The sequence below is a fragment of the Proteus genomosp. 4 str. ATCC 51469 genome, assembly GCF_003144375.1.
Taxonomy (GTDB): Bacteria; Pseudomonadota; Gammaproteobacteria; order Enterobacterales; family Enterobacteriaceae; genus Proteus.
On sequence record NZ_PENV01000003.1, the window covers coordinates 26,432 to 49,503 of the forward strand.

A 23,072-nucleotide genomic window follows, 5' to 3' on the forward strand; every position below is an offset into this window, starting at 1 on the left:
ACTTATATGGAGCTTATCAGAATTCCTGCTTTATCCGATAACTACATTTGGCTATTAAGTAATGAAAATAGTGAATGTGTGATTGTTGATCCTTCACAAGCCAAACCTGTTATTGAAATGCTCACACAACGCTCAATAACACCTATCGCGATTTTATTAACTCATCATCATGATGATCATGTTGGTGGTGTTGCTGAACTTGTAAAAAAATATCCTAATATTGACGTTTTCGGCCCACAAGAAACACAAAGTAAAGGAGCTGAAAATATTATTCATAATCAAGAGCGCATTATTGTTGGCTCTTTTACTTTTAATGTAATTGGCACCCCAGGCCATACATTGGGTCATGTTGCTTATTATTGCGAACCTTATCTGTTTTGTGGTGATACACTTTTTTCTGGTGGTTGTGGCCGTTTATTCGAAGGCACTGCACAACAAATGTTCAGTTCATTACAAAGATTAAGTTCATTACCTGATAACACATTAATTTGTTGTGCTCATGAATACACCCTATCTAATATGACCTTTGCACACCATATCATGCCAGAAAATGTGCTTATTACCGATTATTTAGCCCAAGTTAGTGAAATGCGTAAGAAATTACAACCTACAGTGCCGATAACACTGAAAAATGAAAAGAACATTAATCTTTTTTTGAAATCTGACGATATTGATTTACAAAGGATTTTAGGTATAACCACTAACACTTATGCTCCAATTAAGACATTTACAAAATTAAGGGAATTAAAAGATAACTTTTAATACCTATTAGTTGTTTTATTTTGGCACACTAAGTATCATTTGGTTCAAAAAACACACAGGATGAATTTTTCTATTATGAAGACAAAAGCGATTTTGTTCTCCATATTGCTATTGGCAGGCTGCCAGCAATCTGAGAACATTAAACCTAATTTGTCTGCGATAACGCCAACATCAACAAAAGGGACTTCAACTTCTCACCAACCTCAATATGATGTCAAAACCAATTTATGGGGTTATGTGATAAGTGAATTAAAAATGGATCTCCCTGAAAATGAAAGGATCTCGCAGCAAGAATTATATTTTTTAAATAATCCCAAACATATACAAAGCGTTGCTTCTCGCGCCGAACCTTATATGTATTCGATTATTGATGAAATTGAAAAACGTGAATTACCGATGGAGCTAGCTTTAGTTCCTGTGGTTGAAAGTGCGTTTAATCCCCATGTTACCTCTTCTGCAAATGCAGCTGGCTTATGGCAATTTGTTCCAATAACTGGTAATTACTATGGTTTAGCACAAAACCAATGGTATGACGGTCGTCGTGATGTTATGGCGTCAACCAAAGCTGCACTTGATTTACTTGAACGCCTGTATGTAATGTTTGATAGTGATTGGGCACTTGCCCTTGCTGCTTATAACGCTGGTGAAGGCCGTGTTATGCAAGCAATAAAGGCAAATGAAAGTAAAAATCTACCAACAGACTATTGGTCACTCTCTTTACCTAAAGAAACAATGAATTATGTCCCTAAAATTCTTGCTTTGAGTAAAGTTATTCGTGAAAACGAAGAAAATATTACTTTTCCAAAAAGTAACTATCGTGATAAAGCGTTAGCTTCCATTGATGTTGGTGAACAAATCACATTAAATAAAGTTGCTGAATTAAGTCAGCTACCTATTAATACTGTGAAAGATTATAACCCAGGCTATAAACGTGGAATAACTGCACCTAATGGCCCTCATGTCATTATGTTGCCTCGCAATAAGCTTGATCAATTCCGTAACGCTTTTGAAGATGAAGCGGTATTAGAGACTATTCGCTTAGCAGTTGCCAAAACAAATCAGTCAATTAAGCAAGAGGGTGTTTATAAAGTTCGCTCTGGTGATTCATTTTACGCTATTGCTCGTCGCTACAATATGAGCATAAAAGACTTACAACGTATTAATGGATTAAATGCAAAAAGTACCCTATTAGTAGGACAAACATTAAAAATCCATAATGCGGGTAGTACCAGTAATACGACGGTAACAAAACCAGCAAAACCGTCTCCGAGTTATTACAAAGTTCGACAGGGAGATTCTTATTACAGCATCGCTCGTCGTCACGGTATTAACCTTAAATTATTAATGAGTTGGAACTCAGACATTAAAATGTTAAAGCCGGGTACACAACTTACACTTTATACAAAATAATTAACTTATTTTCTATTTTAAATAGCCATCAATGTTATGACATTTTTAGTCTTAATATTGATGGTTTTTTATAGCTCTTAAAAGCCATATCACCTCTCCTTTTTCTAGAGCAACCCCTATGATAACTAAGATGACAACCCAAATAACAGATAAGAAAAAGGCAATAAAAAAGCGCCTGATATAACTATCAAGCGCTCTATTTTTATCTCATCAAGGCTAATTTAGCGTATTGACTTACAACCAGAAGAACCAAGCAAACAGAGAGATAACTAAGATACACACTAAGTTTAACACACCACCTACTCGTACCATCTCTGTCTGTTTAATATAACCAGAGCCAAAGACAATCGCATTTGGTGGGGTTGCAACAGGTAACATGAACGCACAAGATGCGCCGATACCGATAATCATAGTTAACGCCATTACTGGCATACCTAGTGCTTGAGCTACTGTTGCAAAGATTGGCACTAATAACGCCGCACTCGCTGTATTACTGGTAAATTCAGTTAATACGATGATAAAGGTCGTTACTGCAAGGATGATGACAAACCAGTGGCTATTACCAAAGGTATCTTTCATAAAGTCAGCCATAACCAAGCTCGCACCAGATGATTGTAAAATTGCGCTCAGTGTTAAACCACCACCAAACAGCATTAATACACCCCACTCAGTGTTCTCTTGAATTTGGCTCCAACTTGCTACACCTGTTACACCGATAACAATTGCTGCGCTGACCGCAATCACAGTATCAAGATCTTTTACGCCACCAAAAGCACTGCTGATGAAAGAGCTGAAGATCCAGCATACGACAGTAACTAAGAAGATGATCATGGTAATAACACGTTTGTTATTCCACTCCAATACTTCTAATTTCAGGTCAAACTTATGTTTTAAGTTAGGACGCAACATCAGATACATAACGATAAACATGATAGGTAATAATACCAACATGATTGGAATACCGTACTTCATCCACGTAATGAAATCTAAGTTTAATTGAGCAGCAGCAATCGCATTTGGCGGACTACCCACTAACGTACCTAAACCACCGATACTCGCACTATAAGCAACACCTAATAATACGAATACGAAAGTATTACGTTCTGAACGAATATCTAAGTTAGATAAAATACCTAATACTAAAGGCAACATCATCGCAGCTGTAGCTGTATTACTGATCCACATAGAAAGCAATGCAGTAACACCAAATAACAGCAACACGGCGATTGATAGTTTACCTTTTGCAATCATCAGCAAGCGGTTAGCAATTAAGCGATCTAGCCCTTGAATATGAAGCGCTGTTGCTAACGCAAAGCCACCAAAGAATAAGAAAATGATGGGATTCGCAAATGATTTTAATGACTCATTGGTATTCATTAGCCCAAGTACAACGGCTAAAATAGGTATAAATAATGCTGTTATCGTAACGTGAATAGCTTCGGTCAGCCACAACACACCCACAAACACCATTAATGCTAAACCTGCATTGGCCTTCGGATCATAAGGTAAAAATTCTAGCAAAAGTAATAATAAAACTACATCGATTGCCAGAATGATCAACCCTCGTTTATTTATCGGGCTCGACTTCGCCGATGGGGCTAAATTGGACGCGTCCATGATAATACTCCACATTAGCTGATATGAACATTGGGTTCACTAAGCCATAATTGTTAACGAAATAGGTTATATGTGAAATATAAAAACATTTCTCGTCATTGAAAATGCGCAAAACTAATAATTGGGATCTCATCCACGAGAATTAACCAATTTATTAATAAAAGAGTAATAATTGAACACTATTTCCTCTTACACATCACACTTTTTTAAAGATGTTAAGAATAAATATTCTGTTTTTTCTGAAAAAAAATTAAAAAAAAAGGGAGAACTTAAGGTTCTCCCCTTTCAAATTAATAAGATTTTTTAATCAAATAAGCAAGATTATGCTTGGCCTTTAACTTCTTTCAGACCATTGAAAGGCGCTTTGTTACCTAATGCTTCTTCGATACGGATCAGTTGGTTATATTTAGCAACACGGTCAGAACGGCTCATAGAACCCGTTTTGATTTGGCCTGCTGCTGTACCAACTGCTAAGTCAGCGATAGTTGCATCTTCAGTTTCACCAGAACGGTGAGAGATCACAGCGGTGTAGCCTGCATCTTTCGCCATTTTGATTGCAGCTAAAGTTTCTGTCAGTGAACCAATTTGGTTGAATTTGATCAGAATTGAGTTAGCGATGCCTTTATCGATACCTTCTTTCAGGATCTTAGTGTTAGTTACAAACAGGTCGTCACCAACCAGTTGGATTTTGTCACCAAGAACTTTAGTTTGGTATGCGAAACCATCCCAGTCAGATTCGTTTAAACCATCTTCGATAGAAACGATTGGGTACTGTTTAGTCAGTTCTTCTAAGTAATGAGTGAACTCTTGTGAAGTGAAGGTTTTGCCTTCGCCTTTCAGTTCGTAGTTACCAGTTTCATTGTTATAGAACTCAGAAGCTGCACAGTCCATAGCCAGAGTAACGTCTTTACCTAAAACGTAACCTGCTTTCTCAACTGCTTCTTTGATAGCAGCTAATGCAGCGGCGTTAGATTCTAAGTTTGGTGCATAACCACCTTCGTCACCAACTGCAGTGTTCATACCTTTTGCTTTCAGCACTTTTGCTAAGTGATGGAAGATTTCTGAACCCATACGTACAGCTTCTTTCAGTGAAGGTGCGCCAACAGGTTGGATCATGAATTCTTGGATATCAACGTTATTATCTGCGTGTTCACCACCATTGATGATGTTCATCATAGGCAGAGGCATAGAATATTGACCGTGAGTACCATTCAGATCAGAAATGTGCTCGTACAAAGGCATACCTTTTGCAGCAGCTGCTGCTTTTGCGTTTGCTAAAGAAACCGCTAGGATTGCGTTTGCACCAAAGTTTGATTTGTTTTCAGTACCATCTAAATCGATCATGATTTTATCGATGTTAGCTTGGTCTTTTGCATCTTGGCCAAGGATAGCTTTAGCGATTGGACCATTAACAGCTGAAACCGCTTTCAGAACACCTTTACCTAAGAAACGTGATTTATCACCATCACGTAATTCTAATGCTTCACGAGAACCTGTTGATGCGCCTGATGGAGCAGCCGCCATACCAACAAAACCACCTTCTAAATGAACTTCAGCTTCAACAGTTGGGTTGCCACGAGAATCAATAATTTCACGACCAAGTACTTTAACGATTTTGGACATTCGGTTTTCCTCTGTACAAGTTAAATTTCCGAGAAGAGATACCCTATCTCTTCTCATATATCCTATTTCAGCAAACCTTTTTGGTTATCAAAGGCTGCTTTCACAAAGCCTGCAAATAACGGATGGCCGTCACGCGGCGTTGAGGTAAACTCTGGGTGGAACTGACAAGCAACAAACCAAGGATGGTTTGGATTTTCAATAATTTCCACCAGCTTGTTATCTACTGAACGACCTGCAATACGTAAACCCGCATCTTCGATACGTTTTAAAAGTAGATTATTTACTTCATAACGGTGACGATGGCGTTCTGTAATGGTGTTTTTTCCATACAGTGTACGTACTAAGCTATCACCACTTAAATGGCAAGGCTGAGCACCAAGGCGCATCGTGCCACCTAAATCACTATCATCTGAGCGTACTTCAATGTTGCCGTCTTCATCGCGCCATTCGGTAATTAATGCGATAACTGGATATTTACAATCTGGTGCAAATTCAGTGGAATTCGCACCTTCCATACCAACAACATTACGTGCAAATTCAATCATAGCAACCTGCATACCTAAGCAAATGCCTAAGTAAGGGATTTTATTTTCACGCGCATATTGAGCAGCCATAATCTTGCCCTCAATACCACGTTCACCAAAACCGCCCGGTACTAAAATTGCATCTAACCCTTTAAGCATTTCTACGCCACGGGTTTCAACATCTTGTGAATCAATTAGTTTGATATTTACAGTAACACGGCTTTTGAAACCACCATGTTTTAATGCTTCAATCACTGATTTATAGGCATCTGGTAATTCCACATATTTACCAACCATACCAATAGTGACTTCGCCTTCAGGATTAGCTTCTTCGTAAATAACTTGTTCCCACTCTGCAAGATTTGCAACTGGGCAATCCAAGCTGAATCGTTTACAGATATAATCATCTAATCCCTGTGATTTCAATAGTGCAGGGATTTTATAAATGGAATCGACGTCTTTTAATGAAATAACCGCTTTCTCTGGCACATTACAGAACAGTGCAATTTTGGCACGTTCGTTTGCAGGAATAACGCGGTCAGAACGGCAAATCAACGCATCAGGCTGAATACCGATCGATAGTAATTCTTTTACAGAATGCTGAGTTGGTTTGGTTTTCACTTCACCAGAAGCGGCTAAATAAGGCACTAATGTTAAATGCAGGTAGAATGTGTGCTCACGGCCCACTTCTGCTGCCATTTGGCGAATTGCTTCTAAGAATGGTAAAGATTCGATATCACCAACCGTCCCGCCGACTTCAACTAAAACAACATCATGGCCTTCACCGCCACGGATGATGCGTTCTTTGATTTCATTAGTGATATGAGGAATAACTTGAATTGTAGCCCCAAGATAGTCACCACGGCGCTCTTTACGTAATACTTCAGAGTATACGCGACCTGTCGTGAAGTTATTACGACGAGTCATTTTCGTGCGAATGAAGCGCTCATAGTGTCCTAAGTCGAGATCAGTTTCAGCACCATCGTCAGTAACGAAGACTTCCCCGTGCTGAATTGGGCTCATAGTACCTGGATCGACGTTGATATACGGATCCAACTTCATCATGGTGACATTGAGTCCACGGGCTTCGAGTATAGCCGCCAGAGAGGCTGCGGCAATGCCTTTACCCAGAGAGGATACGACCCCGCCGGTCACAAAAATATAATTCGTTTTCATGCTGAACCTGAAAGTTTAGGTGTATTAGGATGATGGATATAACTGGACGGGAACACAGTATACCCGAACCTTATTTTCGCTACAAACATTCTTAGTAGTATAAAGTTCTTTTTCATCACGCCACTTATCCGTTTAAACACGAAAAAACAGTAAAAATTCAATAAACTAAACCCGTGAAAATATTTCTCAAGCATTTTAGCTTAATCCTTTCAGCTAAGATACCACTTTTAGAAAAGAGATGCTTTATTTTTTTCACGACATTAAGTGTAGCAGGTTTATAGCGAGATCTTTTGCTTATGATCATGCTTTTAATTTTTTTGAGGTTAATCACATTTTTAATGCAATAAAATGTAAGTACAATATTTAAAATCATCTAAAAACAAAAAAACGAAATTACCTTTTATAATTTCTATTTTTAAGAACTTTTATAAAAATAACTGAAAAAACGAGATGTTACAGGCTATTTTTATCGCATTTTATGTCACGCTAGTGTTAATTTGCGTGTCACAATTCACTCAACCTGTTGTTTCTTTGCTTTCTGCCAACAGATCTCCATCTCTTCCAATGAAGCATTTTCTATGCCTACACCTTTTTCTGAGAGCGTTTTTTCAACAAAACGAAAGCGTTGTTCAAATTTGCGACATGCTCGATTTAATGCTTGTTCTGGTTTTTGTTTTAAATGCCGAGATAAATTTACAACTGAAAATAGTAAATCCCCCAATTCATCTTCAATTTTAGACGCATCTTGAGGCGTTTTTTTCACTTCAGCCATCACTTCATCGATTTCCTCAAACACTTTACCTAAAACAGGTTCAAGTTCATTCCAATCAAATCCGACAGAAGCACATCGTTTCTGAATTTTTTCTGCTTTCATCAAAGCAGGTAATGTGGCGGGAATATCATCTAATAATGAAAATTGTTCTTTTGCCTCACGCTCTTGCGCTTTAAGTTTTTCCCAGCGATGTTTTTCTGTTGATAAATTGTTTTCGCTTTCAGAGGCAAAAATATGAGGATGACGACGCTCTAGCTTATTACTAATGGCGTCACAAACATCATTAAAATCAAATAACTTTTGCTCTTGCGCCATACGTGAATAAAAAACAACTTGATAAAGTAAGTCGCCTAACTCTTCTTTTAAAGCAGTAAAATCTTTACGAGTAATAGCATCTAACACCTCATACGTTTCTTCTAATGTATAAGGTGCAATAGTGTCAAAAGTCTGCACTTTATCCCATTCGCATCCAGTATTAGGATCACGTAGCTGCGCCATAATTTCTAATAAACGAAAAATTTCACGATTTTCTGACATCATATTGCCTTTTAAATAAGAGTGAGCTTTATCCTGTTTAACACATTTTTAGATAAAAAAATGCCGAGAACAGTTGTCTCGGCATCTTATCATTTCAAGCTCAAGATCTTAAAAATAACTTTTTTGAAAGAATAATGACATTTTAAATTGAACTATGAATTTGTTATTTACAAATATACTCCTCGCTATAAATCCACTTTTCAACATCATATAAATACGTCATTTTTATCAAAGGATTAATAAAATGAGTGAAAATGTAATTCAATTTAGTTCATTAACTGTAACGCCACATAGTGCTTATATTCCAGAGTATGCTTTTAATAATAATTTTTCATTTAATCAAGCTACAAATATTATTTGCAATGCTTTTATGCAGAATAAAAACCAAGAATGCCCAGTTTGTGGAAAGAAAAATTGCCCAGCATTTAAAAATGAATGTAAATCTTACTTAAAACAAAAAACCGAATTAGCATTAAAAAAAGCATTAAGAATGCGACCTTATGGCCGTGCTTTAATGCACAGATCAAACGAGTTTAATGAAAGCTCTCCATTACTATTATTGAATATGAAAGAAAACAATATTCCATTAAATAATGAAAATATAAGTCATATATTCGAAGCAGATCTGAATCTAAGTAGAATGTTTTACCAAAAAATGAACTATATAAATGGTTTTCTCTTTGATATTCATTTTAGTCCTCATCCAGACCCTATGTTACAAAATATAGGTGAAAAATTTGGGGAATATTCCCGCTGGCTACCCTCAGTACGATTAGCCTTACATGCCTTATATGCAGATAAAGGCGCAGACAATATAAATAATTTTCCTGAGATGCAAAAATATATTAGAGAACAAGATTTTAAATCCGCATGCCAAGATTTCCATAATAATATGACGTTTACACATCGCAATTTCCAAATTGCTGATATTCTAGCTCAACAAGCAAATAAAAAAGAACAAACAAACGATGAATTTAAGCTGTTGCATGATTCAATAAAGTTTACGGCTGATTTTTATAAAGAAGTGTTTAATGCTTATGGTGATAAAGCAAGGAAATTAGCGGAATCTTTAGCACAACAAACCAGAGGAAAAACCATCCTAACGTTGATGATGCGCTAAAAGCTTACGAAAAATACAAAGCGGATATCAATAGAAGAATTAATGCCAAAGATCGTAAAGCTATTGCAACCGCATTGGAATCGATCAAACTCGATGATATAGCTCAAAAATTAAAAAAATTTAGTAAAGGTATGTTTTTTGTAAGTAAAGCTCTTGACGTCAAAGATTTATGGATAGAGTTAATAAAAGCAACAGAGACAGATAATTGGCGTCCATTTTTTGTTAAAGCTGAGACTATATTTGCAGGAATGGCGGCTACATCTGTAGCAGGATTTACATTTAGTGTGCTTCTAGGTGGTCCCATAGGGATATTAGGATATGGATTGCTCATAGCAAGTATTGGAGCATTGATTGATAACGACTTAATTGAAAAAGCCAATAATTTGATTGGTATTTAATTAATACTTTAAAGGTTGTTTATTTAGAAAAGCAACCTTTTCACTAACACGAATAATATAAAAATTATTGTAATTGGTATAGATAATAAAAACACAATGAAACTATATAAAGCCAAGCCACCAGCTTTACCTGCTGTATCTGAAAATAGTCCTCGATTCCAAAATTCTTTGGTAGTAAATTGAAGAAAAAAACATTCAATCCCCCATTTAGCCAACGGATATAGTCCAATACCAGCAATACTAATTAACAACATCAGACTTTCATACTTCAACTCATATTCTAAGCAAGAGTATAAAAATAGAGCACCAATAAACCACCCCCAACACATATTTTTAATATAATATTGTTTAGTTATCTTCATATTTATCTACTAGATCCCTTTTATTTAAACCATATTTATTTTAAATAAACCATAACAATTTAATTACTAACTAAATATACAGTTTTTCTGATTTTTAGATAAAAAAATGCCGAGAACAGTTGTCTCGGCATCTTATCATTTTAATGTTTTAGTGAGAAAAGCGTTTCGCCTCTATCACATCAGGCAACTGATTAAGTTTTGCCAAAATACGACCTAATACTTGGAGATTATAAATCTCAATATTCATGTCGATTGTCGCAATTTGTTGCTTCACATCACTACGGCTACTCACGCCTAGCACATTAACTTTTTCATTCGCTAAAATAGTGGTGATATCACGTAATAATCCACTACGATCATTAGCAACAACACGAACAACTAATGAATAACCACTAGAGTAATTCTCTCCCCATACTGCATCAACAATACGTTCTGGTGCGTGAGAGAGTAATTCCGCAAGCTGTTCACAATCAGCTCGGTGAATCGAAATACCACGACCTTTAGTAATAAAGCCAACAATATTGTCACCCGGAATAGGTTGGCAACAACGTGCGATATGATGCATTAAGTTACCCACACCTTCGACAACAATGCTTCCACCTGATCCTGTGGCTCTAGGTGCTGGCGTTTTGTTTTCAAGTGTCCGCAGAGCTTCTTTATCTTCATCTTCCGCAGTGGCTTTATTTAATTTACTTTGAATAAAGTTCACTAACTGGTTAATTCTGATATCACCGACACCAATACCAGCTAATACTTCATCAACACTATGCACGTTATAACGTGCAATCAGCAGTTTTTCTGCTTCTTTCATGTTGATATCCATATGCGCCAATTCATTATCTAAAATCTGGCGTCCAGCAAGAATATTTTTATCGCGATCTTGCTTACGGAACCAGTTATGAATTTTCGCACGCCCACGACTTGTGGTGACATAGCCTAAGTTAGGATTTAACCAATCACGACTTGGATTAGGGTGTTTTTGCGTGATAACTTCAATTTGATCACCCATCTGTAATTGATAGCTAAACGGTACAATACGCCCGCCAATTTTCGCCCCAATACAGCGGTGTCCCACATCACTATGAATATGATAAGCAAAATCAAGAGGTGTTGATCCCGCAGGTAAATCAACTACATCACCTTTTGGTGTAAAGACATATACTCGATCATCAAAAACCTGGCTACGAACTTCATCCAACATTTCGCCAGAATCCGCCATCTCTTCTTGCCACGCAATCAGTTTACGTAACCATGCAATACGGTTTTCATAACTACCTGTACCGCCTTTCGTTGCAGCACCTGTTGCACCTTCTTTATATTTCCAGTGCGCAGCCACACCTAATTCTGCGTCCTCATGCATTTGACGGGTACGTATTTGGATTTCAACTGTTTTGCCTTCAGGCCCTAACACAACAGTATGAATAGATTGATAGCCATTAGGTTTTGGATTTGCAACATAATCATCGAATTCATCAGGTAGATGACGGAAATGAGTATGCACAATCCCTAATGCCGCATAGCAATCTTGAAGCCGTTCCACGACGATACGTACCGCTCTCACATCAAATAACTCATCGAATGCGAGATTCTTTTTCTTCATTTTGCGCCAAATACTATAGATGTGTTTGGGACGTCCATAGATATCTACATCGACATTCTCTTCTTTCATATAACCGCGTACTGTACTGACAAAATTATCAATATACTGTTCGCGATCGATACGACGCTCATGAAGCAAGCTTGCTATTTTTTTGTATTCATCAGGATGAAGATAGCGGAAACAAAAATCTTCTAATTCCCATTTTAATTGACCAATACCCAATCGGTTGGCTAATGGTGCATAAATATTGAAACACTCTTTAGCAGCCAGTACGCGCTCATCTTCAGTGGCATCTTTCACTTCTCGTAAATGGGCAATACGCTCTGAAAGTTTGATGACCACACAACGGAAATCTTCCACCATGGATAACAACATACGACGCACGTTATCCACCTGAACTGAGCTTGTTTCATTGGTATGTGTCGCTTTTAATTGGCGTATGGCATCCATTTCCATAACGCCGCGCACTAAGCTCCAAATAGCATCACCAAAGTGTTCAGTAACGATTTCCTGATCAATAAGATTTTCTTCAGCAAGCGGGAAAAGTAGCGCCGCCCTCATGCTGTCTTTATCCATGCTTAGTGTCGAAAGAAGCTCAACCATTTCAACACCACGCCACAATAACAGTTCGGCATCTTCACGCCCTTGAACAGTACGATGGCAGTATTCCCAGGTTTGCATGATTTCACTACCTGCATTGACATGGGTTAAGTTCAAGCTGTTGACCCATTTATCAACAGCAAACTCTCCTGCAGGTGTTAAGTGAGCACTTCTTACTGCAACCATATTCTCTCCCTACACGGTATAAATCTTATTTGCGACTTATTTACTGGCTAACTGTTCATTTTCAAATAAATTTACTTTCGACTAAACAGTGCCATTGATTCCAGATGACCTGTTTGTGGAAACATATCCAACATTTTTAAACCGGTTAACTGATATCCAGAATCTAATAATATCTTACTATCTCTGGCTAACGTGGTCGGATTACAGGAGACATACACGATTTTTTCTGCGGATAACTTCACAATATGTGACATTACCTCCAAAGCCCCTGCTCTCGCGGGATCTAACAACACTTTGTTAAACCCTTCTTTCGACCACGACATCGCAGAAAAATCAGCCGATAAATCTGCATGCCAAAAATGCGCATTACCTAGTTGGTTTAGTTCTGCATTTCTTTTCGCCATTTCAACCAGCGTAGGTACACCTTCGATACCCACTACTTCACTGACATGTTTTGCGATAGGTAAAGTGAAATTACCCATACCACAAAACAGATCTAGCACACGATCTTCTGGCGATAAATCAAGCCATTCAATAGCTTGAGCAACCATCTTAGGATTTATTTCATCGTTTACTTGAATAAAATCAGTAGGTGCAAAACGTAAATTTAGACCTTCTATTTGATAGAAGGGTTCCTTTTCAATTGAAGTTAATCGTGCTATCTCGCTATTATCACCTGCAAGATACATCGTAACTTGATGAGTTTGAGAGAAATCACGCAAACTCTGTTTATCACTCTCTGGCAATGGTGATAAATGACGTAAAATCACCAACGGCCCATTATCAGCCAGCACCATTTCAACATGTCCTAAATCACGTACTGATGCTAATTGTTTAAGACATGCCCAAAGAGGAGACAATAAATCATTTAACTGAGGTTTTAATACTGGGCATTTTTTTATCATGACCAAATCATTAGAGCGTTCTTGGCGAAAGCCCATTACCAAGCCCTTTTCAGGCTGATAACGCAAACCCAATCTTGCCCTACGACGATAACCATATTCAGCGCCCGCAATAACAGGCTCTGCTGAAATCACCACACCCGTTTCACGTTTAATAAGATGCGATAACACACCTGCTTTTGTTGTACGTTGTAGCGCAATAGGTACATGTTGCTGCTGGCACCCACCACAACGCTCATAATATTCACAATGAGACGTTATACGCTGTTCACTGGTAGTTAAACGCTTAATAACTTCGCCTTTAGCAAACTGGCGCTTTTCTTCTGTTAAACGAATACGAGCAGTTTCTTGTGGGAGTAATCCTTTTACAAAAATCGTTTTGCCCTCAGCATGAGCAATACCTTGACCATTTGCATCCAATGCACTGGCGGTCACTTCCAGAGTTGTCGCCTGTTTTTTCACAGGACGTTTTTTAGGGGAATAAAACTGCACCATAGTATTAAATTAAGTATCAATGACGGATTAACAGTGAAATGACATCGTTTTAGAATACGCTGTATGTTTTTCAGCGTTACATGAATGACTATGCATTTCAGAAGAAAACATGGGGAGAGTATAACATCGAACAAGTTATTTACTTAACTGATATAAGCAATATTTTTGTTAAGTTGAGAAAACTTTTAATGATAACAACCTAAGACACTCGTTTTATGGATTTTATATTGTTCTATAACTAACAAATATTATATATAACTTTTATATTGAATATATTTACAATTAATAACATCTATTTTCTGTTATTTTAATAAATCTTTATTATCTCTAAGAAAAGTCTAAAAATTATCACCAATCAATTAGATAGCATTCTTCTTAATGATTACAAATTAATCACAAACCATTAATTTTCTATATTCTTCATAAGCATAATGATCAGTCATTCCACTGATATAATCTTGAATTAATCTGGTACGATAATAAAACTCTAAAATTTTTCCTCTTTCAGTATTTATATCATTTAGCTTTTCTAACATTTCGTTATAAGCCAGTTTATGTTTAACAGAAAGCTTATGATATAAACGCGTCTCAATTACATATTTAGGATGTTCGTTATATTTATGCAATCTTAAAAAATCTTCAGTTGATAATAAAAGCAAGGGCTTATAGATATCGAGTAATCCACTGATCACGCGATATCCTTTCATTTCAAGCTCTTCAACTTCAGGATGGCTAAACACCCATTTTTTAGCAACACTTTTTAAGGTTGTTAATAAACGATGCTCGGCACTATTCCCTTCCAATAAAGCATGGTTAAAACTTCCTTCATAAACTTGAGGAAGATTTTTTATAAATCGATATGCCGTATAAGGGACTAATTTCCCTGTAATATAAACTCGTAAATACATAAAGAATTGATCTTGCATGCTGCGTTTGGCTTCATTTTGATCGACTTTTTTATAAGCACGATTCACAGTAATATCAAATAAATCACCTTCGGTCACATCACCATTCTCACGCCATGCATCTCGTAAAAGCTGAACAAGGCGGTTGATATCAAAAATCCCCTTTTCTACCGCATCATCTAAATCTGCAATGCAATACGAAATGTCGTCAGCAGCTTCCATAATATATGTAAGAGGAAAGCGACAGAACTCCCCCATATTTAGTTTTTCTTGTACTTCTTTTACAAATGCTAATTCAGACCAGTAATATCCCGGTTTCTTCATTAAATAGCTATATTCTTTGGGGATTTCACCTTGCCAATAAGCAGGACGGGTATATTTTAATACACAGCCAATTTGAGCATAGGTTAAATTCAATTTAAGAAGATGATGCGCCATTCGAATAGCTTGAGCATTACCCTCAAATTGACATAAATCTTGGCGTAAAGTTTGTCGCAATTCATTTAATTGCACTTTAGCTGAATACTGCATAGGGATAAACGGACAACTATCAAATTCGGCTGTCGCCTCTGGTGATAATACTTTTTGAAACCAATGTTTAATCGCAGCTTCACCAAAATGACCAAAAGGTGGATTACCAATATCGTGCATTAAGCACGCCATCTCAATTAAACTTTCAAGGCTATCGATGCGATCAATTAAGCCATACACTTCAAGCTTATTTTGTTTTTTTAATTCACCGATAATTTGTTTAGCGATATAACGACCAATTTGCTGAACTTCAAGAGAATGAGTAAGACGGCTACGTACTGCGGAATTTTGCTCTAAAGGAAAGACTTGTGTTTTCTGTTGTAAACGCCGAATAGCTGCTGAGTTAATAATACGGCCACGATCACTTTCAAATTGACGAGAAACCTGTATTTCATCGTTAATATCGATATCACTGCTGTTATATTTGCGTTGATAATTTAACTTCAGCTTAAAATCGATCATTTCTGTCCTCTTTCTGGTTTCGATGAAACGAATTCTCTATTCTTTGTGTTATATCGTGTTTTTCTGATAGATGTTAAACTCTATTTAAATTTCTATTTATTATTAACCTACAAGTGAGTATGACACAATGAGAGTTGGCGTAATAGGTGCAATGGAGCAAGAAGTCACACTTCTACGTGAGAAAATTGAAGATTGCCAAATCTTATCTCGTGGCGGTTGTGAAATTTATACAGGCACAATCAATGGTGTTGATGTTGCATTATTAAAATCAGGTATTGGTAAAGTTGCGGCTGCGATTGGTACAACCTTATTGCTTGAGCATTTTCGCCCTGATGTCGTTATCAATACTGGCTCTGCGGGTGGTTTAGACTCAAGATTAAATGTCGGTGATATCGTTGTTTCAACAGAAGTTCGCTATCACGATGCAGATGTGACTGCGTTTGGTTATGAACCAGGTCAAATGGCACAATGCCCTCCTGCTTTTATTGCAGATCCTAAACTTATTAGCATTGCAGAAGAGTGTATTGAATCGCTAAAATTAAATGCTGTTCGTGGTTTAATTTGTAGTGGTGATGCATTTATTAATGGTGCAGAGCCTTTAGCGCGCATTCGTCGTACATTCCCAGATGTTGCTGCCGTAGAAATGGAATCCTCTGCGATTGGTCATGTTTGCCATCAATTCAGCACACCATTCGTTGTGGTTCGTGCTATTTCTGATGTAGCTGATAAAGAATCGCATTTAAGCTTTGATGAGTTTTTATCTGTTGCTGCAGAACAATCAAGCTTAATGGTGACAGCGATGTTGGATAAATTAAAAGACTAATTAAGTCGAGATAATCCTAATATCGTTTTATCAATACCCCACCTTTATTTTTTGTTTATTCTAAGATAAAAAATAGGTGGGTATTTTTTATTATCGGAAAAGTAATGCGTTTATTTATCAATCTTGGATTATTACTCTGTTCATTATTTTGGCTAAACTTTGCTATTGCTATCACGCCTGCTGATCGTGTTATTACGCTATCACCATCAGCTACTGAAATGGCTTACGCCGCAGGGATGGGGGGTAATATTGTCGGAGTTAGTGCTTACTCCGATTATCCAGAGGAAGCTAAAAATATTGAACAAGTTGCCAATTGGCAGGGTATTAATATCGAGCGCATTCTATTATTAAAACCTGATCTAGTGATCGCATGGCAAGGCGGTAATCCACAACGCCCATTAGATCAATTAAAAGCTTTGGGTATTCCTATCATTTATTCTGATCCACAAAGTATTGAGGAAATCGCAGACGATCTTGTTACTCTTTCCAGCTATAGCCATCATCCTGATATTGCGATAAAAAATGCCCAACAATTACGCCAGCAATATCAAATGTTACAGCAACAATATGCATCAACTATATCAAATCACTCCAAGAAAAAAGTATTTATTCAATTTGGGATGCAGCCGTTATTTACTACATCAAACAGCACATTACAAAGCCATATCACTGAACTTTGTGGCGGTGAAAATATTTTCGCTAATAGCCCTGTGGCATGGCCTCAAGTAAGTCGTGAGCAAGTACTTACAAAGCAACCTGATTTAATTATATTCAGTGGTAAAGCAGATCAAATACCTACAGTACTAGCATTTTGGCAACCTCAGCTCACAGTACCCGTTATTGCTATTGATGAAGACAGTTTTAGCCGACCTGCACCGCGTATTATTAATGCAGCACAGCAAGTTTGTGAGGCAATAGCAACGAACCATTAGCAAAATAATTAATTACTCAATAGCCACTAATACACAACCCTTTATGCCCTTTATGCCCTTTATGCCCTTTATGCCCTTCTAATGCGACGGGGGTAGTGTTTATTTTCATCATGGAATCCCCCTCAATAATTTTGCCTTTTTGCTGACAAGCAGGGCAATAAACTTCGCCATCAAAAATATTCAAATAATCTTTATTTATTTAATAAACTTACTTTTTAAATATTTACTCATTCCTTTCTCTATTAATTTTAATGGTGTTTCATAATGAATAATATATCCATCATCATTAAATTGGATCACTTTATTTTTATCAATTAAAATAAAGAAAACATTTCCATTGAAAAATGCTATATTTCTTCTTCAGCAATAAAGAATCTTTAATATAATATTTTATACTTTTTCACCTTTAATTAATTTAATCTTTCACTTTAAAGTATAAATTATTCTTTCTAAAAAAATACTCGATATGTTTAGTTAAATTAACTAAATCATTATAAGCGATTGGACCAAATTGAGGCATATTCTCAGCTATATATTGATCCACAGAGTAAGTTGTTTTATTTATTTTTTTCATTTTCTCTTTTTTATCTTGTACATACTTAGTTAAAATACAGTAGTTTATGCCTTTACAATATTCTCTTTTTTTTGAAATTAAAACCCAATCGACATCGCCTTGATAACTACTTATAGCTTGAGTTAACATTTCTATAATTTTTGGATTTTTATTTTTAAATCTAAAACTTGTAAACGGAGGATAAGATGAATGATCTATTATTTCGAGTTTATTACTTATTAATATATATGGATATCTGTGTTGATACTTTTTCCATTCAAGTTCATCCAGTTTAGATATAAATTTTAATAATATTGATCCATCATTGACACCCATTATATTTTTGTTTTCCTTTAACAACATACTTAAATAAAAATATTAATATAGTTTATTTATATTACAATAATCCAACACTAATTTATGCTCATCTTCAAGGAATTCTATTGCTTCCATATAAAATTCCTGAAGAATATTGTCCTTAATTATCTGTTTGCTTTTTGCTGTCAATATCATTTTATAACAAAAGCCTTAGTTTAATTTTAATCAAGATTAAAATAATGTATGAATGACTTTTAGCTCTGGGTTTATTTTAATTAAATCATCTGTAATGTGATGATAAATTTCCGGCATAGTCTCTAACCAACCCACCATATCAGGTCGATGATCGATAGCCATCGGTGTTTTTAGTAATGGATGATCGATTATGGGGGTACTTAAGCCATGACGAGCACGAAAATTTTTCACGGCTTGATATTCAAAAGGCCAAGCAATGAGTATTTCCATATCAACTTCATAACCTGTTGCACTTTGTTCATTTTCATTATTTCGAAATAATGCTGACCACTGAATATGCTTGTCGCATAATTCTATTAACCATGGGATTAAAATTTCATCATTTTCACAATAGAGAGCCTCTTGGCAAAAGCGTTGATAAAAAGGATCAATCGGAATGCCCGCACTTTCCCAATCAATAGTTTCTTTCTTTTCACTGGCTAACATTTCAATCGCTAATACGCCTAATTTTTGAGGTCGCGTATACATGGGGAGCGAGTTTGCCATTTTACCTGACTGAATATTTTCTATTATTCTATCATAACAAAGTTGGCTAGACTTAAAATAATTACAAGCAAAATTCATTAATAAGATTTCACCTTGTTCTGCAAGATTTAAAAAATTTCTCTTTCTATTAAAACAATTAAAATAATCCAAAATAAAATATATATTTTTATGATAAAAAAATCGCTCAAAAGAACATGGTACTTTATTTGTATTTTTATATATTTGATATATATATATAATAGAAATAGCACTGGATTCAATTTTTAAAATTGTCATATACCTTATATATTTATCCTTGTGAGAACTATTATCATTTTGCAGTTTCAAAACATTATCAATAATCTCTTCATTAATTAACTCTTCAATATCAGAGACATCTCTAATTGTTTTATTAACTACTTCTTTTTCAATGTATTTTAAAACTTTATTGACTCTAACCATTTTCAATCCCTTCTATATATTTATTATTTTTCTTTAGTCAAATGTGCTACGCATGTTTGACTTTCTTTTTATCGATTTCGGCTAAAATACAACTTATTTGTTGTTCAAAATCAGCAGGGAGTGGGTTTTTATTAAACCAAAATAGCGGTTTTCTTCGACTATAATTAGTCTGGCTAATTGCATCTCGACCTTCTTTCATAAACGTATTAATAAAAGTCACAAAATGCTTATTTTCAGCCGTTCTACTCACTAAAAGACCGGTTGAGTATGAAATATTGGGTTTAAAATAGCCTTCTATTAATTTTCCTGTTTTTTTATTAAGAAAATAAAGTTTTAAGAACATTAATGTGCCCGCATAACCAAATTCAGCATCGCTATAACGCGTTACTAATAAATGTCTGGAATTCCAAACATAAAGAATTTGCCGTTTTCTATCTACTTTTAATACCACCCAAGGCATATAAAAAATAATCAGCCCCATTAGTATCATTCCAATCAATGGCATAGAAAATAATGCGAGCTCTTGATAAATAGCATTTTTTGTTCCTTGATAAAAATCACCAGAATAATAAGCTTTTAAGTAATCCCAATAAGTAACTTCTTGATTAAAATAAGGATAAATTTTATCATAAACTTTTTTCCATTCTTCACTGAGATTTGAGTATTCTTTTTTGTAATCCTTTTTAAAAACATCTACCATTTGCTGAAAATCTTCTTTTCCGTAGTAAATACTTTCAGCTTTATTGTATATTAAATAAAAAAAACTAAAAAAAAGCACAATAAAAATAGGAATAGCTATATTCTTGATAAGATTTCTATTAGGTGAATCAATTTCACATTTATCTTCAGTCAATTCGTTTAAAAACTCAAAGTCTTTTAATTTAATATTGGAATTATAATTATCATTATCTTCCTTAAAAAGATTCATTTCTATTTTATGAGGATGATTTGTACCACTAAATAAATTTGTCATTATATTCCCATAAAAATAATTAGTTATTCAATAGCCACCAATATACAACCCGTTAAACAGCCGCATTGCACTTTATGCCCTTCTAACGCGACTGGAATATTGCTTATTTTCATCATGGAATCCCCTTCAATTATCTTGCCTTTTTGCTGACAAGCAGGGCAATAGACTTCATCGCCTAAACAGGCAATTTCATGTGTTTGTTTTGCTAATAAAGAACCGCTTAATACGGTTCCTTTAGTATTAGTAGTATCATTTTTTAAAATGATTTTTCGTCCTTGAATTGTGCTACGCATGTTTTCAACATTTTAATTTATAGAATCATGATTGAATTAGAGATAATAACTTTTTATAATTTGGTTTTGACTCATTATTAACTTCTTTTGTACTATCAGAGTAATAAAATGTTCGTTGGATACCTTTTGTTTTACGCTCTGCAGGATATTCAGAATAAACGGTCACATCAGTATGTATAATTGGTCTCCAAGTAATTTCTTTAGCACCACGTGATTTATAATAAAAATATAGTTTTTCTCCATATAGCCACAAAATATTTCCTTTATCATTTTCATATTGTTTATTGACCCAAGGAAAATAATGAGAAGAAATATAAAAATCACCTTCTTTATTAATAGGTTTTTCGCCTATTCTTTGAGGCTGATTATTATCAAATATAATAATAACTCCAGCACCTACTACATCAATGATACTATTAGAAAAATATTCATTGTTTTTTAAATTTAGATTTAAAGTAATGTTACTTAATTGCCAATCACATTTCCCACCTCCTCTATAAGGGATTACTGCACTATATAATGAACTATTACCTTCTTTTTCTAACAAAACCATTTCACTATTAAAACCAGAAACAGTATATGTAGGTACTTCATTATTATTATATGTTTTTCGGCAAAGGTTTGAACGATACATAACCTTCATTGGTGAAAGCTCAGCGACATCGGGTACGTCGACGGTAATTTTTACTGTTCTACCATTTTCAGGAGGGGAGAATGTCCTGTCTATTTGGGGCGTTAATATATTGCATCCAGTTAAAAGTAAACCCATCACCGCGATAGATAAAAGAAATAGCTTATCGATAACGTATTTATTCATTATTCTATTGCCACTAATATACAACCCTTTAAACAACCGCATTGCACTTTATGCCCTTCTAACGCGACTGGAATATTGCTTATTTTCATCATGGAATCCCCTTCAATTATCTTGCCTTTTTGCTGACAAGCAGGGCAATAGACTTCATCGCCTAAACAGGCAATTTCATGTGTTTGTTTTGCTAATAAAGAACCGCTTAATACGGTTCCTTTAGTATTGGTGGTATCATTTTTTAAAATGATTTTTCGTCCTTGGATTGTGCTACGCATTTTTAGCTTTCTTTTTATCGATTTCGGCTAAAATACAGCTTACTTGCTGCTCAAAATCAGCAGGCAGTGGATTTTTATTAAACCAAAATAGCGGTTTTCTTCGACTATAATTAGTCTGGCTAATTGCATCTCGACCTTCTTTCATGAACGTATTAATAAAAGTCACAAAATGCTTATTTTCAGCCGTTCTACTCACTAAAAGACCTGTTGAGTATGAAATATTGGGTTTAAAATAGCCTTCTATTAATTTTCCTGTTTTTTTATCAAGACAATAAAGTTTTAAGAACATTAATGTACCCGCATAACCAAATTCCGCATCACAATAACGCGTTACTAATAACTGTTTGGAATTCCAGACATAAAGAATTTGCCGTTTTCTATCTACTTTTAATACCACCCAAGGCATATAGAAAATAATCATCCCCATTAATATCATTCCAATTAATGGCATAGAAAATAATGCGATATCTTGATAAATTGCATTTTTTGTTCCTTGATAAAAATCACCAGAATAATACGCTTTTAGGTAATCCCAATAAGTAATTTTTTGGTTAAAATATGGCTTGTATTTATTAAATACAATTACCCAATCTTCACTTAATTCTAAGTTATTCTTATTATATTTATTCTCAACCAAAATAACATCATCAATAAACCCCCTCTTCCCATAATAAATTTTTTCATATTTATCATGTAATAAATAAATAAGACTAAAAAAAAGCACAATAAAAATAGGAATAGCCATATTCTTGATAATATTTCTATTAGGAGAATCAATTTCACATTTATCTTCAGTTAACTCATTTAAAAAATCAAAGTCTTTTAACTTAACACTTGAGTTATAATTATCATTATCTGCCTTAAAAAGATTCATTTCTATCTTATGAGGATGATTTGTACCACTAAATAAACTTGCCATTATCTTTCCAT

General features: G+C 35.2%; 19 protein-coding genes and 1 pseudogene. 5 read left to right on the forward strand and 15 right to left on the reverse strand.

Features of this window, described 5'->3' with window-relative positions:
- Positions 1 to 6 precede the first annotated feature (6 nt).
- Together gloB and mltD are read left to right on the forward strand one after the other, a co-directional pair.
- Positions 7 to 762, forward strand: a complete 756-nt coding sequence (gene gloB / locus DK866_RS04475; protein ID WP_109407893.1) for a hydroxyacylglutathione hydrolase — start codon at positions 7 to 9, stop codon at positions 760 to 762.
- A 75-nt stretch (positions 763 to 837) separates the two neighbouring features.
- Entirely contained in the window at positions 838 to 2,172 is a 1,335-nt protein-coding gene (gene mltD, locus DK866_RS04480; protein WP_109407894.1) for a murein transglycosylase D, read from the forward strand.
- Between the two features lie 234 nt (positions 2,173 to 2,406).
- Here the strand turns inward: mltD and DK866_RS04485 are convergent, their stop codons facing one another.
- From DK866_RS04485 to mazG, 4 genes are all read right to left on the reverse strand, one after another.
- Entirely contained in the window at positions 2,407 to 3,789 is a 1,383-nt protein-coding gene (locus tag DK866_RS04485) for an SLC13 family permease (protein ID WP_109407895.1), read from the reverse strand.
- Positions 3,790 to 4,110: 321 nt separating this feature from the next.
- Positions 4,111 to 5,412, reverse strand: a complete 1,302-nt coding sequence (eno, locus tag DK866_RS04490; protein ID WP_072070732.1) for a phosphopyruvate hydratase — start codon at positions 5,410 to 5,412, stop codon at positions 4,111 to 4,113.
- 62 nt (positions 5,413 to 5,474) lie between these two features.
- On the reverse strand, positions 5,475 to 7,112 hold the full coding sequence (gene pyrG / locus DK866_RS04495; RefSeq protein WP_072070733.1) for a glutamine hydrolyzing CTP synthase: 1,638 nt from the start codon (positions 7,110 to 7,112) through the stop codon (positions 5,475 to 5,477).
- Positions 7,113 to 7,623: 511 nt separating this feature from the next.
- A complete protein-coding gene (gene mazG / locus DK866_RS04505) occupies positions 7,624 to 8,421 on the reverse strand; it encodes a nucleoside triphosphate pyrophosphohydrolase (protein WP_109407897.1) in 798 nt (265 codons plus the stop codon).
- Between the two features lie 892 nt (positions 8,422 to 9,313).
- On the opposite strand from mazG, the pseudogene DK866_RS04515 reads away from it, so the two are divergent.
- Positions 9,314 to 9,939: pseudogene (locus tag DK866_RS04515) on the forward strand (colicin-like pore-forming protein).
- 23 nt (positions 9,940 to 9,962) lie between these two features.
- Here DK866_RS04515 and DK866_RS04520 read toward each other — a convergent pair.
- The 4 genes from DK866_RS04520 to dgt form a co-directional block, all read right to left on the reverse strand.
- Positions 9,963 to 10,301, reverse strand: coding sequence for a colicin E1 family microcin immunity protein (locus tag DK866_RS04520; protein ID WP_103005062.1), 339 nt, complete (start codon positions 10,299 to 10,301; stop codon positions 9,963 to 9,965).
- Positions 10,302 to 10,449: 148 nt separating this feature from the next.
- Entirely contained in the window at positions 10,450 to 12,687 is a 2,238-nt protein-coding gene (gene relA / locus DK866_RS04525; RefSeq protein ID WP_109407900.1) for a GTP diphosphokinase, read from the reverse strand.
- A 71-nt stretch (positions 12,688 to 12,758) separates the two neighbouring features.
- Positions 12,759 to 14,084, reverse strand: a complete 1,326-nt coding sequence (rlmD, locus tag DK866_RS04530) for a 23S rRNA (uracil(1939)-C(5))-methyltransferase RlmD (protein WP_109407901.1) — start codon at positions 14,082 to 14,084, stop codon at positions 12,759 to 12,761.
- 389 nt (positions 14,085 to 14,473) lie between these two features.
- Positions 14,474 to 15,982, reverse strand: a complete 1,509-nt coding sequence (dgt, locus tag DK866_RS04535; RefSeq protein ID WP_109407902.1) for a dGTPase — start codon at positions 15,980 to 15,982, stop codon at positions 14,474 to 14,476.
- 127 nt (positions 15,983 to 16,109) lie between these two features.
- On the opposite strand from dgt, the gene mtnN reads away from it, so the two are divergent.
- Together mtnN and btuF are read left to right on the forward strand one after the other, a co-directional pair.
- Positions 16,110 to 16,805 (forward strand): 5'-methylthioadenosine/S-adenosylhomocysteine nucleosidase, encoded by a 696-nt coding sequence (gene mtnN, locus DK866_RS04540; protein ID WP_109407903.1) that lies wholly within the window; start codon positions 16,110 to 16,112, stop codon positions 16,803 to 16,805.
- 104 nt (positions 16,806 to 16,909) lie between these two features.
- On the forward strand, positions 16,910 to 17,737 hold the full coding sequence (gene btuF / locus DK866_RS04545) for a vitamin B12 ABC transporter substrate-binding protein BtuF (RefSeq protein ID WP_109407904.1): 828 nt from the start codon (positions 16,910 to 16,912) through the stop codon (positions 17,735 to 17,737).
- Positions 17,738 to 18,152: 415 nt separating this feature from the next.
- Here the strand turns inward: btuF and DK866_RS04555 are convergent, their stop codons facing one another.
- The 7 genes from DK866_RS04555 to DK866_RS04585 form a co-directional block, all read right to left on the reverse strand.
- On the reverse strand, positions 18,153 to 18,626 hold the full coding sequence (locus DK866_RS04555; protein ID WP_109407905.1) for a hypothetical protein: 474 nt from the start codon (positions 18,624 to 18,626) through the stop codon (positions 18,153 to 18,155).
- Positions 18,627 to 18,839: 213 nt separating this feature from the next.
- On the reverse strand, positions 18,840 to 19,790 hold the full coding sequence (locus DK866_RS04560; RefSeq protein WP_109407906.1) for a hypothetical protein: 951 nt from the start codon (positions 19,788 to 19,790) through the stop codon (positions 18,840 to 18,842).
- Between the two features lie 46 nt (positions 19,791 to 19,836).
- Positions 19,837 to 20,763, reverse strand: a complete 927-nt coding sequence (locus DK866_RS04565) for a hypothetical protein (protein ID WP_109407907.1) — start codon at positions 20,761 to 20,763, stop codon at positions 19,837 to 19,839.
- Positions 20,764 to 20,786: 23 nt separating this feature from the next.
- Positions 20,787 to 21,056: a PAAR domain-containing protein gene (locus DK866_RS04570; protein ID WP_109407908.1), complete on the reverse strand. Its 270-nt coding sequence runs from the start codon at positions 21,054 to 21,056 to the stop codon at positions 20,787 to 20,789.
- Between the two features lie 25 nt (positions 21,057 to 21,081).
- Entirely contained in the window at positions 21,082 to 21,873 is a 792-nt protein-coding gene (locus tag DK866_RS04575; protein ID WP_167395470.1) for a hypothetical protein, read from the reverse strand.
- A complete protein-coding gene (locus tag DK866_RS04580) occupies positions 21,873 to 22,142 on the reverse strand; it encodes a PAAR domain-containing protein (RefSeq protein WP_109407910.1) in 270 nt (89 codons plus the stop codon). The genes DK866_RS04575 and DK866_RS04580 overlap by 1 nt, the downstream gene beginning before the upstream one ends.
- Complete coding sequence (locus DK866_RS04585) at positions 22,135 to 23,061, reverse strand: hypothetical protein (RefSeq protein WP_109407911.1); 927 nt, start codon at positions 23,059 to 23,061, stop codon at positions 22,135 to 22,137. The genes DK866_RS04580 and DK866_RS04585 overlap by 8 nt, the downstream gene beginning before the upstream one ends.
- Positions 23,062 to 23,072 lie beyond the last annotated feature (11 nt).